This window comes from Fulvimonas soli (genome assembly GCF_003148905.1).
GTDB lineage: Bacteria > Pseudomonadota > Gammaproteobacteria > Xanthomonadales > Rhodanobacteraceae > Fulvimonas > Fulvimonas soli.
In genome coordinates this window covers 219,461-234,941 of the sequence record NZ_QGHC01000003.1, presented here as the reverse complement: position 1 = coordinate 234,941, position 15,481 = coordinate 219,461, and the positions used below count along the sequence as shown (strand labels likewise).

Genomic DNA, 15,481 nt, shown 5'->3' with positions numbered 1-15,481 from the left:
CTAGGCTGGACAGCCATGAGAACCCTGCATGCCCGCATGCGCCTGCTCGCCTGGCGCCGCCCCCGGGCGGCGCGGGCGCTGCAGGTGCTGCTGCTCGTCCTGTTCTGGCTGGCCTGCGACCGCCTCGCGGCCGCGCTGCGCCTGCCGCTGCCCGGCAGCGTGCTGGCGCTGGGCCTGCTGCTGGCGCTGCTGCTCGCCGGCGCGGTGCCGGCGGCCAGCCTGCGCCGCGGCGCCGACTGGCTGCTGGCGGAGATGCTGCTGTTCTTCATTCCCGCGGTGATGGCGGTATGGCGGCACCTGCCGCTGCTGCGGCAGGAGGGCGGGCGCATCCTGCTGGTGATCCTGCTCGGCACCGCGCTGGTGATGGCGAGCACCGCGCTGCTGGTGGACCGCGTGTTCCGCTGGAGGGCGCGCCGTGCGCGCTGAACTGCTCTCGCTGGCCTGGCTGCTGGCCACGGTGGGCGGCTACTACCTGCTCAAGCCGCTGTACCGGCGGCGCCCGCGCTGGTGGACCTCGCCGCTGCTCACCGTGCCGCTGCTGCTGCTCGCGCTGGGCCTGCTGCTCGGCGCCGACTACCCGGCCTACATCCGCGACACGCACTGGCTGGTGCTGATGCTGGGGCCGGCGACGGTGGCGTTCGCGCTGCCGATCCACCGCCACCGCCGGCTGATCCGCGCGCACTGGCCGGCGCTGCTGGCCGGCGTGCTCGGCGGCAGCGCGGTGGCGATGGCCAGCGCCTGGGGCCTGGCCACGCTGTGCGGCCTGGACGACGCGGTGCGGCGCAGCCTGCTGCCGCGCTCGGTGACCACGCCGCTGGCGATGCTGGCCTCGGCCGACCTGGGCGGCGTGCCCGAGCTCACCGCGCTGTTCGTGGTGATCACCGGCGTGGCGGGCGTTGCGCTGGGCGAGCTGCTGCTGCGCGCGCTGCCGCTGCGCTCGGCGCTGGCGCGCGGCGCGCTGTTCGGCGTCGGCGCGCACGGCGCGGGGACGGCCAGGGCCTACGACGTGGGCATGCAGGAGGGCAGCGTGGCCAGCCTGGCGATGGTGCTGTCGGGGCTGCTCAACGTGCTGCTGGCGCCGGCGCTGGCGCACTTGCTGCGCTGAGTCCGGCCGGTGGGCTGGGCGGAGGGAGGTGCGTGTGAGGTTTGCCCGCTTTCCGGCGGATGGTGGAAGCAGGCGCCTTGCGGAAGCGCGGCTTCTTCCAAGGATGGATTCCGGCGCGGGCCACGGCCCCTCGCCTCATTCCGCTCCCCGGAGGGGAGCGGATGCGCGATGGGCCGGCGTTCCCGTGGACCTGCGCCCTCTCCCCTCCGGGGAGAGGGCCGGGGTGGGGCCAGCCTCGCGGAAACCCTGCACTCGAAGCGTTGCATCCCAGGACGGCCTCGCCACGGATGCCAGCTCTCCACCGGCTGCGCGTCCCGCGCGCCTCACCGTTGCGCTTCGACGCGCTGCAGCTCCGCAGCGTCCAGCCGCAGCACCGGGTACGCACCCACATGCTGTGCGGCATACCAGGGCGAACGCTCGAAGAAGAACTCCAGGCGAGCGCGCGGGCTGGCCGCGAAGGCCGCGTCCTCGCGCAGCCGGCGCTCGAACTCGGCCTCGAGCGCCGGGTCCTTCGCCAGCATCTCGCGCGCCAGTTTCTCCAGCACGCGCGGTTCGCCGTATTCCTTCGGCTCGAAGATCGCGTCGAGGTAGCCCCAGCGCAGCAGCGAGTCCGGCGCCTGCGGCTCCAGCAGCTCGATCGCCACGTTGGCGGCGCGCTGGTCCAGCGGCACGATCACCGAGCCGGGCGGCAGCTCCACCTCGCGCGGCGCCTCGCGCAGCGCGAAGTCGCGCAGCATCAGGTGGCCCTCGAACGGCTTGCCCGCCCAGCGCGGCCCGTCGAGCTGGTAGCCGGTCGCGCGCAGCTTCACCGCGCGGTCGAGGCGGCGGTAGGCGATGCCGTGGGCGTCGAGCCGGTCGATCACCGCGGTCCACTGCGCCGGGACCGCGTAGGCGGCCGGCGGCGCCACCGACACGTCCGGCAGCAGGCCGTTCCAGTTGTCGATGCGCCAGGTCTGCGGGCGGCGCGGGTCGTACTGGATCCAGTCGGCGCCGGAGACGTCGCTGTGCGTGCGGGTGAAGGCGTAGCCCTTGAGCGTGTACGGCGCAGGCGCGGGATCGGGCTTGAAGGTGAGCGGCACGCGCGCCTGCGCGTCGCGCGCGCGGGCGATGGTGTCGGCGTCGGCTTTCGCGGTGGCGTCGAGCAACGCCTGCGGCTGCGCGCCGATCCGTTCCAGCACCAGCTCGACCAGGTCGTAGGTGGCCTTCACGCGCGCCGCGTAGGGTTTCAGCATGTGCGTCTCGATCAGCAGCGCCGGGCGGTTCTGCAGCGCCGCGTAGCCGGTGGAGAAGCGCGGGCCGGAGCCGAAGTTGACGATGCCCTTGGTCGGGTCGGCGCCGTCCTTGAATTCCAGGTAGATCGAGGCGAGGTGGCCGCGCTTCTCGTAGGCGGGGATCGCCGCGGCCATCAGCGCGCGCTGCCAGGCGTCCACCGCGGGATCGAGCTTGTGCGGGTCCTCGGTGTACCAGGTCAGGTCGTACTGGTAGTCGGCGCCGTCGGTGGTGTGCACGTCGACCAGGAAGTCCGGCAGCCAGCGCTGCCACAGCTTCAGCCACGCGCGCATCTCCGGCGCGTCGGCCTTGACGTAGTCGCGGTTGAGGTTGAGGTACTGCGACTGGCCGCGGAAGCCCTGCGACGCCGGGCCGTTCTGGTTGATGCGGTGGTAGGGCGAGCTGTTCTCGTGGCCGTCGACGCTGAACACCGGGATGTAGACCAGTACCGCATGGTCGAGCAGGTGCGGGAGTTTCCCGGCGACGGCGAAGTCGCGCAGCAGCATCAGCCCGGCGTCCTTGCCCTCGATCTCGCCGGGATGGATGCCGGCCTGCAGCAGCACCACCGGCTTGTGCGCGGCGCGCGCGGCCGCGGGGTCGAACGTGCCGTCGCCGCTGGCGATCACCACCGTCATCGGCCGGCCTTCCGGCGTGGTGCCGAAGGTGTCCAGCCTGAGCTTGCCGGGCGCGGCGCGCTGCAGGCGTCCGAGGTAGGCCAGGGTGTCGGCGTAGCCCGGCGTGGCGCGGAAGCGCGTGGCTTCCGCGGGCGTGGTCCAGTCGGCGGCGTGCGCGCTCATGGCGGCGGTGCCCAGCAGGGCGGACAGGACGAAGCGGCGCAGGCGCATGGGGCGGGGTTCCTCAGTTCTCGCCGCGCGGCGCGGCGGGCAGGGCCTCCGGCGCGACCGCGCCGCCGGAGATGATGAAGGCCATCGCCTGGTCCATCGTCCAGTCGGTGGGCGTCAGTTCCTCCACCGGCACCAGCTCCAGGTAGCCGCCGGTGGGGTTGGGCGTGGTGGGGATGTACACGGCGGCCAGCTCGCGGCCGCTGCCTTCCTCGACCAGCGTGCGGGTGACGAAGCCCACCGCCTTCAGGCCGCGGCGCGGGAAGTCCACCAGCACCACCCGCTGCATGCCGCCGGGCTTGTTCTGCAGCACCGCCATCAGCTTCTTGGTGCCGCCGTAGATGGTCTGCACCAGCGGGATGCGCGCGAGCAGGCCGTCGAAGGCGTCCAGCAGGCGGCGGCCGATCATCCGGCTGGCCAGCCAGCCGAGCAGGTACAGGCCGAGCAGGGTGACGGCCAGGGCGAGGATCGCCAGCGCCCAGCCGTGGTCCAGCGCGGCGGCGGCGTCCGGCGCGGCCAGGCCAAGCGCGCGGCGCAGCACGGTGGCCAGCGGCGCGCCCAGCCCGGCGAGCAGGCCGAACACGAACTTGAAGACCAGCCAGGTCACCCACAGCGGCACGAAGGTGAGCAGGCCGGTGATGAGGTAGCGGCGGACGCGCAGCGGTCGCATCGGGGCATTCCGGGGAGTCGGAGGGGAAGATTGTAGTCGCGGCCACGCCGCCCGCGGCCGGCCGTGATTTTTTTCCGCGCGGCGCGAATCATGGGTCGAATCCAGGGGAACGAACCGCGCCGATGACCGCCCACGCCGACCCGCAACGCTTCCAGACACTGCTGCGCGCGCACGAGCGCATCGTGTTCAAGGTGGCCGCGCTGTACGCCGCCCACGCCGAGGACCGCCGCGACCTGGCGCAGGAGATCGGCCTGCAAGCCTGGCGCTCGTTCGCGCGCTACGACGAGCGGCGGGCGAAGTTCTCCACCTGGCTGTACCGAGTGGCGCTGAACGTGGCGATCTCGCAGCTGCGCAAGTCGGACGGCGCGCAGGGCGGCAGGCTGGAGCCGCTGGAACAGCACCACCTCGACGGCATCGGCGGCGAGCCCGTGCCCGAGCCGGACGAGCGGCTGGCCGCGCTGTACGCCTTCATCGGGCGGCTCGACGCGCTCAATCGCGCGCTGATCCTGCTGTACCTGGAGGACAAGTCACATGCCGAGATCGCCGAAATCCTCGGCATCAGCACAACCAACGTGGCCACCAAGATCGGCCGCATCAAGCAGACGCTGCGCGGGCAGATGGCCGGCGCGGCGGCCACCGGAGACTGACCCATGGAACTTGACGAGATGAAGCAGGCCTGGCAGGCGCTCGACCGCCGGCTGGCGGAGCAGGCCGCGCTATACCGCGCGATCCACCGCGGACAGGGCATGGACCGGCTGCGCCGCGGGCTGCGGCCGCTGGCGTGGGGACAGTACGTGCAGATCGCCTTCGGCGTGGCCGCGATGCTGTGGGGCGTTTCGTTCTGGACCACGCACCTCGACGTGCTGCACCACGTGCTTTGCGGCGCGGCGGTGCAGGCCTTCGGCATCGTGATGGTCGCCTTCGCCGGGCGCCTGCTTTTCCTGCTGCGGGAGATCGACCATGCCGCGCCAGTACTGGAGAACCAGCGCCGCCTGGCCGCGTTGCGCGCATGGCGCGTGCGGGTGGAGGCGCCGGTGTTCGCGGTGCTGGGCGCCGTCGTGTGGGTGCCGGCGGCGCTGATGCTGGTCCAGTACGGCTTCGACCGGTGGGGCGACGATTATTGGAACCATGCCCCATGGCTGACGGGGCACTTCGTCTTCAGCGGCCTCGTTTCGTTGGCGCTGGTGCTGCTGGCCTACGCGCTGATCCGCCGCGCCGGGCGCCGCCGCTGGCTGGAGGACAACTTCGCCGGCGGCGCGGTGAGGAAGGCCGAGGCGATGCTGGAGGAGATCGCGCGCTTCGAGCGGGGGTGACTTGCCCACCCGTCATTGCGGCGCAGACCGGACCGGCGCGAAGCGCGTGGAGCGTCTGCGTGGCAGACGGCCGGCAAGGACGAGCGCGGCGCGTCATCCAGCAGCGACCAGGCTCGCTCAGGCCGCGCGGCCACCGGATTCCGGCCTGCGCCGGAATGACGAGCGAGAGCGGGGGTGTCGGCCTGTGCTGCTCGTTCGATGGCGGGTGTTCGGGATGATTCCGGACAGTGGCGGACCGGCGCCGGAATGACGGCGAGGTTGTGCCGCGAGCCCGGGCTTCCGGCCGCCTTCAGCGCGCCTTCGGCTTCAGCCGCACGTAGAGCTGCTTGCGCACGCGCGCGACCACTGCGCCGCCGGCGGTCTTCACCTCGGTCTCGAACCAGCGCAGCACCTTCTCGCCGCCGGCCGCGGCGGCGCGCAGCTCGTCGAGCACCGCCGGCTCCAGCCGGAACTCGGCGTAGACGTCCTCGCGGCCGGGCGCGACGAAGTCGATCGTGGCGGCCTTGTCCCACACGTAGTAGTCGCCGCCGAGGCGGTGCATCACCAGCAGCATCCAGAACGGGTCGGTCATCGAGAACAGGCTGCCGCCGAACTGGGTGCGCACGTAGTTGCGGTTCCAGGGCCGCAGGCGCAGCGCCACGCGCGCCTGCGACCAGTCGTCGGCGACGTGCAGCACGCGGATGCCGCTGAACAGGTACGGCGGCCAGAGGTTGAGCAGGCGGCGGAAGGTGGAGGCGCGCATGGGGTCCGGGGCGGCGGTCGGAGGGGGGCAGCTTAGCCGAGCGTACTTGCGCGTATGGTGATCTGGGGCGCGTCGCCAGGATGGCCCCTCACCCCGGCCCTCTCCCCGGAGGGGGGAGGGCGCAAGGCGCGTGGCGTCGAAGTCCAGCGATGGCCGAGCGGGCCGGGTCAGAACAGCAGCGAGGCCATCCGCCGGCGGTACCTGCCCACCAGCCCGGCGTCGTCCAGCGTGGCGAAGGCGGCGAGCAGGCGCTTCTTCGCGGCGCCGTCGTTCCAGTCGCGGGCCTTTTCGAGGATGGCGAGGAACTGTTCCAGGCCGGCGGCGGGGTCGCCTTCCAGCAGCAGGCGCACGCCGAGCAGGTCGCGCGCGGCCCAGTCGCCGCCGTCGGCGGCCACGCGCCGCTGCAGCTCCTCCAGCGCCGGCGCGCCTTCCAGCGCGCGGGCCAGGTCCAGCTGGTTGCGCAGGCGCACCGCGCGGGCGTCGGTGGCGAGGTTGGCGGGCAGGGCGTCGAGCTCGGCCTCGGCCGCGTCGGCGCGGCCGGCGCGCATCAGCGCCAGCGCGAGGTCGAGCTTGAGCTCGGGGCGGTCGGGCGTGGCGGCGATCTCCTGCTGCAGGCGGCTGATCGCCTCCTCGGGCGTCTCCGGCGCGGCTTCCTCCTGCGCCGGCGCGCCGTCCAGCGGCTGCACGTACTGGTCGAGGAACTGGCGCAGCTGGCCCTCGGGCAGCGCGCCGGCGAAGCCGTCGAGGATCTGGCCGTCCTTCACCAGCATCACCGTGGGCACGGAGCGGATGCCGAACATCGCGGCCAGCTGCTGGCTCTTGTCCACGTCCACCTTGGCCAGGCGGAAGGCGCCGTTGTACTCGGCGGCGAGCTTCTCCAGCATCGGACCCAGCGTCTTGCACGGGCCGCACCAGGTCGCCCAGAAGTCCACCAGGACCGGCGCGTCCAGCGAGGCCTGCAGCACCTCGGCCTCGAAGTTGCTCTGGTCGACGTCGATGACATGGGACGGCAGGGTCGTGCTCACGGGCAGGTTTCTCCGCTGGGGGATCGTCGGCAGATCGGGTCGGCCCGCAGCATATCAAGGGCGCGTGACGGCGCCGTGCGCGGTCGCGCCCGGTTCAGCGCGCGCAGGGGAGATTTGCGAGAATGCCGGCCGGCGCGCGCCGGCTCCGGGACCGCTCGGGATGACAGCCATCGACACATCGCTGCAGATCTGCGAGGACTGCGACACGGTCTACCGCCGCCGCGCGCTGGCCCGCGGCGAGGTGGCGCGCTGCGTGCGCTGCGGCGCCGAGCTGGAGCGGCACCACCGCCTGGGCGTGGACGCGCTGCTGGCGCTGGTGCTGACCGCGATGATCGTGTTCGTGCAGGCCAACATCTGGCCGATCGTGACGCTGGGGCTCAACGGCCAGCAGGTCTCCTCGCGGCTGTGGGGCGTGATCGCCACCATGTGGCGCGACCGCGCGCCGGTGGTGGCGGTGCTGGCGGCGGCCACGCTGTTCTTCTTCCCGGTGCTGCGCATGCTGCTGCTCGGCCTGGTGCTGGTGCATGCGCGGCGCGGGCGGCGCGGGCCGGGCTTCCGCGAGGCGATGGTGGCGCTGCACTACCTGCGCCCGTGGACGATGAGCGAGGTGTTCGTGATGGGCGCGCTGGTGGCGATCGTCAAGGCGCACATGTACTTCGAGGTGACCGCCAACGCCGGCATCTACGCCTACGGCGCGCTGATGCTGCTGGTCACCGTGTTCTCCGGCGTGGACCTGCGGCGCCTGTGGGACCTCACCGCGGAGCCGGCGCGATGAGCGCGCTGCCGCGCGCGGCCGAGCTGGGCCTGATCGGCTGCCACGTGTGCGGCCTGGTCTGCCGCGACACCGGCCGCGAGGACGCGGCCTGCCCGCGCTGCGGCGCGGCGCTGCACCGGCGCAAGCGCGCCAGCGTCACGCGCACCTGGGCGCTGCTGGTCGCCGCCTTCATCCTCTACATCCCGGCCAACGTGCTGCCGATCATGCGCACGGTGAGCCTGGGCGACGTGGACGACAACACCATCCTGAGCGGCGTGGTCGAGCTGTGGGTGAAGGGCTCGCCGGACCTGGCGGTGATCGTGTTCACCGCCAGCATCGTGGTGCCGATGATGAAGTTCCTGGTGATCGGCATGCTGCTGGTGTGCGCGCAGCGCGGCAGCCGCTGGGCGCAGGCGCAGCGCGCCAAGCTGTACCGCATGGTCGAGTTCATCGGCTACTGGTCGATGCTGGACGTGTTCGTGGTGGCGCTGCTCACCGCGCTGGTGCAGTTCGGCTTCTTCAGCCAGGTGGAGCCGCTGCCGGGCGTGGTCTACTTCGGCCTCACCGTGGTGCTCACCATGCTCGCCTCGATGAGCTTCGACCCGCGCATGATCTGGGATGCCGGAACCGACTAGGGACAACGCATGACCGACGAGAACAGGCCAGGACCCACGGGCGGGCTGCCGGAGCCGGCGGTGCGCCGCCGCCGCTTCGGCGCGTCGCTGATCTGGCTGGTGCCGGCGCTGGCGGCGCTGGTCGGGCTGTCGCTGGCGGTCAACGCCTGGCTGCAGTCCGGCCCCACCATCACCATCAGCTTCCTCGGCGCCGAGGGCATCGAGGCCGGCAAGACGCCGGTGAAGTACAAGAACGTGGTGATCGGCAAGGTCGAGCGCATCGACCTCAGCCCCGACCGCAGCCACGTGCTGGTGCGGGTGGCGCTGGCCAAGAGCGCCGAGGGCTTCGCCACCGCCGACACGCGCTACTGGGTGGTGCGCCCGCGCATCGGCCTGGGCGGCGTGTCGGGCGTGGACACGCTGCTGTCCGGCTCCTTCATCGGCGCCGACGTGGGCGACTCGCAGGAGTACCGCGACCTGTTCACCGGCCTGGAGACGCCGCCGGCGGTGCTGCACGGCGCGCCGGGCAAGAGCTTCATCCTGCACAGCGACGACCTGGGCTCGCTGGACATCGGCTCGCCGGTCTACTACCGGCGCATCCAGGTGGGCCGGGTGGCGTCCTACCAGCTGGACAAGGACGGCAAGGGCGTCTCGCTGCAGATCTTCGTCGACGGCCCGAACGACCGCTTCGTCACCCAGGCCTCGCGCTTCTGGAACGCCAGCGGCGTGGACGTGTCGCTGGGCGCCGACGGGCTGAAGGTCAACAGCCAGTCGCTGGCCACCGTGCTGGCCGGCGGCGTGGCCTTCCAGGACCCGCCCGGCCCGCACGACAGCACGCCCGCGCCGGAGAACGCCAGCTTCCGGCTGTTCGCCGACCAGGCCACCGCGATGGCGCCGCCGGACGGCCCGGCGCGCTACGTGCGCATGCGTTTCGACCAGTCGCTGCGCGGGCTGGCGGTGGGCGCGCCGGTGGAGTTCCTCGGCATCAACATCGGCAAGGTGGTGTCGATCAACCTGGACTACGACGACGCCAGGAAGCGCTTCCCGGTGCTGGTGGGCGCGGTGGTCTACCCGCAGCGGCTGGGGCGCGCCTACGAGAAGCTCTCCGCCGCCGCGCAGGCCAAGGGCGACGACGCCGACATGGCCAACCTGGTCGGCAAGCTGGTCGACCACGGCCTGCGCGCGCAGGCGCGCACCGGCAACCTGCTCACCGGCCAGCTGTACATCGCGCTCGACTTCGTGCCGAACGCGCCGAAGGCGACGTTCGATCCCGCCGGCAAGCCGCTGGAGCTGCCCACCGCGCCGGGCAGCTTCGACAAGCTGCAGGAGCAGCTGGCCGAGATCGTGGACAAGATCCAGAAGATCCCGTTCGACAGCATCGGCCGCAACCTCGACCAGACCCTGGCCGAGCTGCACGGCACGCTCAGGCAGGTCAACGGCCAGGTGCTGCCGCAGTTCAGGAGCACGCTGGAGGGCGCGCAGCGCACCCTGGGCAGCGCCGACAGCGCGCTGTCGGCCGACTCGCCGCTGCAGCGCAGCCTCGGCGACACGCTGGAGCAGCTGCAGCGCATGGCGCGCTCGCTGCGCGCGCTCACCGACTACCTGGGCGGCCACCCGGAGGCGCTGATCCGCGGGCGCAAGGCCGACCCGGTGCCCGGCAGGCCGGCCCCCGCGCCGGCCGAGACGACCAAGCAAGGGAGCCAGCCATGATCCGCGCCCGATTCCTGATGCCGGCGATGCTCGCGCTGGGGCTGGCCGCCTGCGCCTCGGCGCCGATGCACTACTACACGCTGGTGCCGCCGGCCGACGCCACCGCGGCGCCGGCCACTGCGCCGTTCCAGTTCGAGCTGCTGCCGGTGGGCGTGCCGGCCCAGGTGGACCAGCCGCAGCTGGTGGTGCGCCAGGGCGGGCAGGGCGTGGCGGTGCTCGACGGCGAGCGCTGGATCGCGCCGCTGCCCGACGAGGTGCGCGCCGCGCTGTCGGCGGACCTCGCGCGCGCGCTCGGCGCGCAGGACGCCAGCGGCCTGCCGGCCAGCGGCCAGCCGCGTCTGCGCATCCGCGTGGACCTGCGCCGCTTCGATTCGGTGCCCGGCGCCTACGCGCTGGTCGAGGCGGTCTGGAGCGTGCGCTCGCTGCAGGGCGGCGGCACGGCGAGCTGCACGAGCCGGCTGCGCGAGCCGGTGGGCGATGGCTACGCCGCGCTGGTGCAGGGCCACCAGCAGGCGCTGGCGGCGCTGGCGGAGCAGATCGCGGGCGTCGCCAGGGCGGCCGCCGCGGGCGGCATGCCGGCGTGCCCGGCCGGCTAGCGCGGGGCGCGGGAGAGGGGATGCCGGGGCCATCGCGGCCGGAGGCCGCTCCCGCAAGGTTGCCGCGAGCCCGTGGGAGCGGCCCCCGGCCGCGATGGCCCGCGCCATGACGAGCCCTCGGAAGCCAACCCGGGCGCAGGAAAGGCGCCGATTCTGCTAGTCTGCGGGGTTCATCGTCGCCGCCGCTCGCGCCCCGCGGACGGCGGCCGCAACCGCACATGGCACCCGAACACATGCAGGACATCCAGGACCAGGCCCCGGGCAACGAGAGCGCGGGCTACGACCCGCAGGCGGTGGAAGCCGCCGCGCAGCAGTACTGGGAGGCGAAGCGCGCCTACCAGGTGAGCGAGGACGCCTCGCGCCCGAAGTTCTACTGCCTCTCCATGCTGCCGTACCCCTCCGGCGCGCTGCACATGGGCCACGTGCGCAACTACACCATCGGCGACGTGATCAGCCGCTTCCAGCGCATGAACGGCAAGAACGTGCTGCAGCCGATGGGCTGGGACGCCTTCGGCCTGCCCGCCGAGAACGCCGCGATCAAGAACCGGACCGCGCCGGCCAGGTGGACCTACGCCAACATCGAACACATGCGCGGCCAGCTCAAGGCGCTGGGCTACGCGATCGACTGGTCGCGCGAGTTCGCCACCTGCCGGCCCGACTACTACGTGCACGAGCAGCGCATGTTCGTGCGGCTGATGAAGAAGGGCCTGGCCTACCGCAAGAACAGCGTCGTCAACTGGGACCCGGTGGACCAGACCGTGCTCGCCAACGAGCAGGTGATCGACGGCCGCGGCTGGCGCACCGGCGCGCTGGTGGAGAAGCGCGAGATCCCGCAGTGGTTCCTCAAGATCACCGACTACGCGCAGGAGCTGCTCGACGGCCTGGACGACCTGCCCGGCTGGCCCGAGGCGGTCAAGACCATGCAGCGCAACTGGATCGGCCGCAGCGAGGGCCTGGAGATCGAGTTCGCGGTGGAGGGCGGGGCCGAGCCGCTGACCGTGTTCACCACGCGCCCGGACACGCTGATGGGCGTCACCTTCGTCTCCATCGCCGGCGAGCATCCGCTGGCGCTGAAGGCCGCCGGGAACAACCCCGAGCTCGCCGCGTTCCTGGAGGAACTGCGCAGGGGCGGCGTCTCCGAGGCGGAGCTGGAGACGCAGGAGAAGCGCGGCATGCCCACCGGCCTGCACGCGATCCACCCGGTCACCGGCGACAGGGTGCCGGTGTGGGTGGCCAACTTCGTGCTGATGGGCTACGGCACCGGCGCGGTGATGGCGGTGCCCGGCCACGACGAGCGCGACTTCGAGTTCGCCGCGAAGTACGGCCTGCCGATCCGGCAGGTGATCGCGGTGGACGGCGAGAGCTACGACCCCGCGCGCTGGCAGGAGTGGTACGGCGACAAGACCCGCGCCGACATGCGCGTGGTCAACTCCGGCGCGCTCGACGGCAAGAACTACAGGGAAGCCTTCGACGCCATCGCGGACATCCTCGAACGGCAGGGCAAGGGCCGCCGCCGCGTCAACTACCGCCTGCGCGACTGGGGCGTGAGCCGCCAGCGCTACTGGGGCTGCCCGATCCCGGTGATCCGCTGCCCGCACTGCGGCGACGTGCCGGTGCCGGAGGACCAGCTCCCCGTGCTGCTGCCCGAGGACGTGGCCTTCTCCGGCGTGCAGTCGCCGATCAAGGCCGATCCCGAGTGGCGCAGGACCGCCTGCCCGGAGTGCGGCGGCGCGGCCGAGCGCGAGACCGACACCTTCGACACCTTCATGGAGTCGAGCTGGTACTACGCGCGCTACACCTCGCCCAACGCGGCGACGCAGGTGGACGAGCGCGCCAACTACTGGCTGCCGGTGGACCAGTACATCGGCGGCATCGAGCACGCGATCCTGCACCTGCTGTACTTCCGCTTCTACCACAAGCTGATGCGCGACGCGGGCCTGGTGCACTCGGACGAGCCGGCCACCAACCTGCTGTGCCAGGGCATGGTGATCGCCGAGACCTTCTACCGCGAGAACGCCGACGGCTCGAAGGACTGGATCAACCCGGCGGACGTGGAGATCCAGCGCGACGACAAGGCGCGCGTGGTCGGCGCGGTGCTCAAGGCCGACGGCCGGCCGGTGAGGATCGGCGGCACCGAGAAGATGTCCAAGTCCAAGAACAACGGCGTCGACCCGCAGTCGATGGTGGCCAAGTACGGCGCCGACACGGTGCGCCTGTTCTCCATGTTCGCCGCGCCGCCGGAGCAGTCGCTGGAGTGGAACGAGGCGGGCGTGGAGGGCATGGCGCGCTTCCTGCGCCGCTTCTGGCGCGAGGTGACCGCGCACGCCGCGCAGCCGGACCACCCGGCGGTCGACCCCGCGCGGCTGGACGCCGGCCAGAAGGCGCTGCGCCGCCAGCTGCACGAGACCATCCAGAAGGTGAGCGACGACCTCGGCCGCCGCCATTCCTTCAACACCGCCATCGCCGCGCTGATGGAGCTGCTCAACGCGGTGGGCAGGTTCGCCGACACGAGCGAGCAGGGCCGCGCGGTGCGCCACGAGGCGCTGCAGGCCATGGTGCTGCTGCTCAACCCGGTGGTGCCGCACGTCTGCCATCATCTGTGGCAGGTGCTGGGCAACCCGGCGAGCGTGCTGGAGGACCAGCCCTGGCCGCAGGCGGACCCCGCCGCGCTGGTGCGCGACTCGCTGACCCTGGCGGTGCAGGTGAACGGCAAGCTGCGCGGTACCATCGAGGTGGCCGCCGACGCCGGCAGGGAGGCGGCCGAGGCGCAGGCGCTGGCCCACCCGAACGTGCAGGCGTTCCTGGAGGGCCTGAGCGTGCGCAAGGTGATCGTGGTGCCGGGCAAGATCGTCAACATCGTCGCAGGATGAAAGCCATGAACCGCATGCTGAAGGCCACGCTGCTCCTGGGCACGCTCGCGCTCGCCGCGTGCGGCTTCCACCTGCGCCGCAGCGTGGCGCTGCCGCCCTCGATGCAGCGCATCCACCTCACCGTGAACGGCGGCAACGAGCTGCAGCGCGACCTGGCCCGCGCGCTGGAAGGCTCCGGCGTCACCGTCGAGGAGCAGTCCGGCCCCGGCATCGCCGAGCTCAGGATCCCCGTGGCGCAGTTCAACACCGACACGCTGACCATCAGCGGCACCGCGCGCATCACCGAGTACGCGGTGCGCTACCAGGTGCAGTTCGAGATGGACGATGCCGGCGGCCAGGTGCTGCTGCCGCGCCAGCGCATCGACATGTCGCGCGAGTTCAGCTACGACGCCACCAACGCCGTGGGCACCGACACCCAGGTCGAGGAGCTGCAGCGCAGCCTCAACGACGACATGGTGCAGGCCATCCTGTTCCGCCTGCAGGCGGCCGGCCGGCACGCGCAGGAGGCCGCGCCGGCCGCACCCGCGGCGGCTGCCAGCGCGGGCCAGCCGTAAGAGCCTGTTCATGCGCTCCCCGTACCCCGCGTTGCCATCGGGTGGCCGCCAGGCGGCAGGGCGTGGCGCCGGCTTGCCTGGCCGGCAGGCCAAGCCGCGCGCTGTTGCCTGGCGGCCACCCGGTGACAACCCTCCGGGCCGGGGCTGTTTGCCCGCATCCCGGCGTCATCGCTCAGTCGCGGACCGAGGTCCACCCCTCGCTCCCCAAAGCCGGCGCCATCCATGGCGCCTCCCCGCGTTCCTTCGTTCTTCCTTGGCCTGCGCGCAAACAGCTCCCGGCGCGGGGCACGGGGAGCGCATGAACAGGCTCTAACGCCCATGCCGCTCGGTCCCGCGCAGTGGCAGAAGGTGCTGGCCGGCGACCGGCTGGCGCCCGCCTACCTGCTGGCCGGCGAGGAGCTGCTGGTGCTGGAGGCCGCCGACGCGCTGCGCGCGCAGGCGCGCCGGCTCGGCTACGGCGAGCGCGTGGTGCTGGACGCCGGCCAGCATTTCGACTGGGACGAGCTGGCGCGCTCCGCGGCGGGGCTGTCGCTGTTCGCCACGCAGCGCCTGATCGACCTGCGCCTGCCCGGCGGCCGGCCGGGCACCGAGGGCGCCAAGGCGATCGCCGAGTTCTGCGCCGCGCCGCCGCCCGACACCTCCCTGCTGGTGACCGCCACCGAGTGGAGCAGCAAGCACGAGGGCGCGTGGACGAAGAAGCTCGACGAGGCCGGCGTGATGGTGGTGTTCAACGCGCCGCGGCCGAACGAATGGAGCGCCTGGATCGGCGCGCGGCTCGCCACGCGCGGGCTGGCCGCCACGCCGGACGCGGTGGCGCTGCTGGCCGAGCGGGTGGAAGGCAACCTGCTCGCCGCCGCGCAGGAGATCGACAAGCTCGCCGTGCTGGTGGGAGCGGCCTCCGGCCGCGATGCTCCACCGCGCATCGACGCCACCCAGATGGAACAGCTGGTCGCCGACAGCGCCCGCTACGACGCCTTCAAGCTCACCGACGCCGCCTTCGCCGGCGAGGGCGGCCGCGCGCTGCACATCCTCGCCGGCCTGCGCGCCGAGGGCGAGGAGCTGATCGGCCTGATGGGCTGGCTGGTCAACCAGCTGCAGCTCGCGCTGCGCCTGGCCAACGCGCGCGACCTCGCCGCGCAGGCGCGCGCCGAGCGCCTGTGGCCGGCGCGCGAGCAGCTGTTCCGCAAGGCGCTGCGCCGCGCCCCGCGCGAGCACTGGCAGGCATGCCTGGCGCGCGCCGCGCGCATCGACCGCATCGCCAAGGGCCGCGAGCAGGGCGACGCCTGGCTGGAGGCCGAGCGGCTGATCGCCGCCATCGCCGAGCCGCGCGCGGCGCAGGCGCTGGCATGAGCGCCGCCCGCCTCCTTGCTCCCTCTCCCCGCCGGGGCGAGGGCCGGGGCGAGGGGCCGCCCTCGCG

The 15,481-nt window shown here is 72.7% G+C and carries 15 protein-coding genes; 11 read left to right on the top strand and 4 right to left on the bottom strand.

All coding sequences use genetic code 11. From position 1 onward, the window contains the following. Positions 1–15 precede the first annotated feature (15 nt). Together C7456_RS05015 and C7456_RS05010 are read left to right on the top strand one after the other, a co-directional pair. On the top strand, positions 16–426 hold the full coding sequence (locus C7456_RS05015) for a CidA/LrgA family protein (RefSeq protein ID WP_211306249.1): 411 nt from the start codon (positions 16–18) through the stop codon (positions 424–426). After that, entirely contained in the window at positions 416–1,105 is a 690-nt protein-coding gene (locus C7456_RS05010) for an LrgB family protein (RefSeq protein WP_109722665.1), read from the top strand. Before C7456_RS05015 ends, C7456_RS05010 begins: the two co-directional genes overlap by 11 nt. Positions 1,106–1,428: 323 nt before the next feature. Here C7456_RS05010 and C7456_RS05005 read toward each other — a convergent pair whose 3' ends face one another. Both C7456_RS05005 and C7456_RS05000 read right to left on the bottom strand, forming a co-directional pair. Further along, positions 1,429–3,219 (bottom strand): M14 family metallopeptidase, encoded by a 1,791-nt coding sequence (locus tag C7456_RS05005; RefSeq protein WP_245889771.1) that lies wholly within the window; start codon positions 3,217–3,219, stop codon positions 1,429–1,431. Between the two features lie 13 nt (positions 3,220–3,232). Continuing rightward, complete coding sequence (locus tag C7456_RS05000) at positions 3,233–3,886, bottom strand: DUF502 domain-containing protein (protein WP_109722664.1); 654 nt, start codon at positions 3,884–3,886, stop codon at positions 3,233–3,235. Between the two features lie 122 nt (positions 3,887–4,008). On the opposite strand from C7456_RS05000, the gene C7456_RS04995 reads away from it, so the two are divergent. Both C7456_RS04995 and C7456_RS04990 read left to right on the top strand, forming a co-directional pair. Beyond that, positions 4,009–4,533 (top strand): RNA polymerase sigma factor, encoded by a 525-nt coding sequence (locus C7456_RS04995; protein WP_109722663.1) that lies wholly within the window; start codon positions 4,009–4,011, stop codon positions 4,531–4,533. A 3-nt stretch (positions 4,534–4,536) separates the two neighbouring features. After that, positions 4,537–5,199 carry a hypothetical protein gene (locus tag C7456_RS04990; RefSeq protein WP_109722662.1) on the top strand — a complete coding sequence of 221 codons (663 nt, stop codon included), beginning with the start codon at positions 4,537–4,539 and terminating at the stop codon, positions 5,197–5,199. 289 nt (positions 5,200–5,488) lie between these two features. Here the strand turns inward: C7456_RS04990 and C7456_RS04985 are convergent, their stop codons facing one another. Continuing rightward, positions 5,489–5,941 (bottom strand): DUF4442 domain-containing protein, encoded by a 453-nt coding sequence (locus C7456_RS04985; protein ID WP_109722661.1) that lies wholly within the window; start codon positions 5,939–5,941, stop codon positions 5,489–5,491. A 167-nt stretch (positions 5,942–6,108) separates the two neighbouring features. Continuing rightward, positions 6,109–6,966, bottom strand: a complete 858-nt coding sequence (trxA, locus tag C7456_RS04980; RefSeq protein WP_109722660.1) for a thioredoxin — start codon at positions 6,964–6,966, stop codon at positions 6,109–6,111. 160 nt (positions 6,967–7,126) lie between these two features. Between trxA and C7456_RS04975 the strand changes: the two genes are divergently transcribed. From C7456_RS04975 to holA, 7 genes are all read left to right on the top strand, one after another. Next, positions 7,127–7,741, top strand: a complete 615-nt coding sequence (locus C7456_RS04975) for a paraquat-inducible protein A (protein WP_109722659.1) — start codon at positions 7,127–7,129, stop codon at positions 7,739–7,741. Beyond that, positions 7,738–8,355 (top strand): paraquat-inducible protein A, encoded by a 618-nt coding sequence (locus C7456_RS04970; protein WP_109722658.1) that lies wholly within the window; start codon positions 7,738–7,740, stop codon positions 8,353–8,355. The genes C7456_RS04975 and C7456_RS04970 overlap by 4 nt, the downstream gene beginning before the upstream one ends. Positions 8,356–8,364: 9 nt before the next feature. Then, positions 8,365–10,044 (top strand): PqiB family protein, encoded by a 1,680-nt coding sequence (locus C7456_RS04965; RefSeq protein ID WP_109722657.1) that lies wholly within the window; start codon positions 8,365–8,367, stop codon positions 10,042–10,044. Then, the gene (locus C7456_RS04960) at positions 10,041–10,640 is read left to right on the top strand and encodes a PqiC family protein (RefSeq protein WP_109722656.1); all 600 of its coding nucleotides are present in this window, start codon (positions 10,041–10,043) and stop codon (positions 10,638–10,640) included. The genes C7456_RS04965 and C7456_RS04960 overlap by 4 nt, the downstream gene beginning before the upstream one ends. Positions 10,641–10,873: 233 nt before the next feature. Further along, positions 10,874–13,510, top strand: coding sequence for a leucine--tRNA ligase (gene leuS / locus C7456_RS04955; protein ID WP_109722655.1), 2,637 nt, complete (start codon positions 10,874–10,876; stop codon positions 13,508–13,510). A gap of 5 nt (positions 13,511–13,515) precedes the next feature. Continuing rightward, complete coding sequence (locus C7456_RS04950) at positions 13,516–14,064, top strand: LPS-assembly lipoprotein LptE (RefSeq protein ID WP_109722654.1); 549 nt, start codon at positions 13,516–13,518, stop codon at positions 14,062–14,064. Positions 14,065–14,382: 318 nt separating this feature from the next. Beyond that, positions 14,383–15,414, top strand: coding sequence for a DNA polymerase III subunit delta (gene holA / locus C7456_RS04945; protein WP_109722653.1), 1,032 nt, complete (start codon positions 14,383–14,385; stop codon positions 15,412–15,414). Positions 15,415–15,481: the final 67 nt, after the last annotated feature.

Bases quoted from the DNA above. Each gene is read 5' to 3' on its own strand.
- C7456_RS05015 (WP_211306249.1), top strand. From the start codon at position 16: ATGAGAACCCTGCATGCCCGCATGCGCCTGCTCGCCTGGCGCCGCCCC.
- C7456_RS05005 (WP_245889771.1), bottom strand. From the start codon at position 3,219: ATGCGCCTGCGCCGCTTCGTCCTGTCCGCCCTGCTGGGCACCGCCGCC.
- C7456_RS05000 (WP_109722664.1), bottom strand. From the start codon at position 3,886: ATGCGACCGCTGCGCGTCCGCCGCTACCTCATCACCGGCCTGCTCACC.
- C7456_RS04995 (WP_109722663.1), top strand. From the start codon at position 4,009: ATGACCGCCCACGCCGACCCGCAACGCTTCCAGACACTGCTGCGCGCG.
- C7456_RS04990 (WP_109722662.1), top strand. From the start codon at position 4,537: ATGGAACTTGACGAGATGAAGCAGGCCTGGCAGGCGCTCGACCGCCGG.
- C7456_RS04985 (WP_109722661.1), bottom strand. From the start codon at position 5,941: ATGCGCGCCTCCACCTTCCGCCGCCTGCTCAACCTCTGGCCGCCGTAC.
- C7456_RS04975 (WP_109722659.1), top strand. From the start codon at position 7,127: ATGACAGCCATCGACACATCGCTGCAGATCTGCGAGGACTGCGACACG.
- C7456_RS04970 (WP_109722658.1), top strand. From the start codon at position 7,738: ATGAGCGCGCTGCCGCGCGCGGCCGAGCTGGGCCTGATCGGCTGCCAC.
- C7456_RS04965 (WP_109722657.1), top strand. From the start codon at position 8,365: ATGACCGACGAGAACAGGCCAGGACCCACGGGCGGGCTGCCGGAGCCG.
- C7456_RS04960 (WP_109722656.1), top strand. From the start codon at position 10,041: ATGATCCGCGCCCGATTCCTGATGCCGGCGATGCTCGCGCTGGGGCTG.
- leuS (WP_109722655.1), top strand. From the start codon at position 10,874: ATGCAGGACATCCAGGACCAGGCCCCGGGCAACGAGAGCGCGGGCTAC.
- C7456_RS04950 (WP_109722654.1), top strand. From the start codon at position 13,516: ATGAACCGCATGCTGAAGGCCACGCTGCTCCTGGGCACGCTCGCGCTC.
- holA (WP_109722653.1), top strand. From the start codon at position 14,383: ATGCCGCTCGGTCCCGCGCAGTGGCAGAAGGTGCTGGCCGGCGACCGG.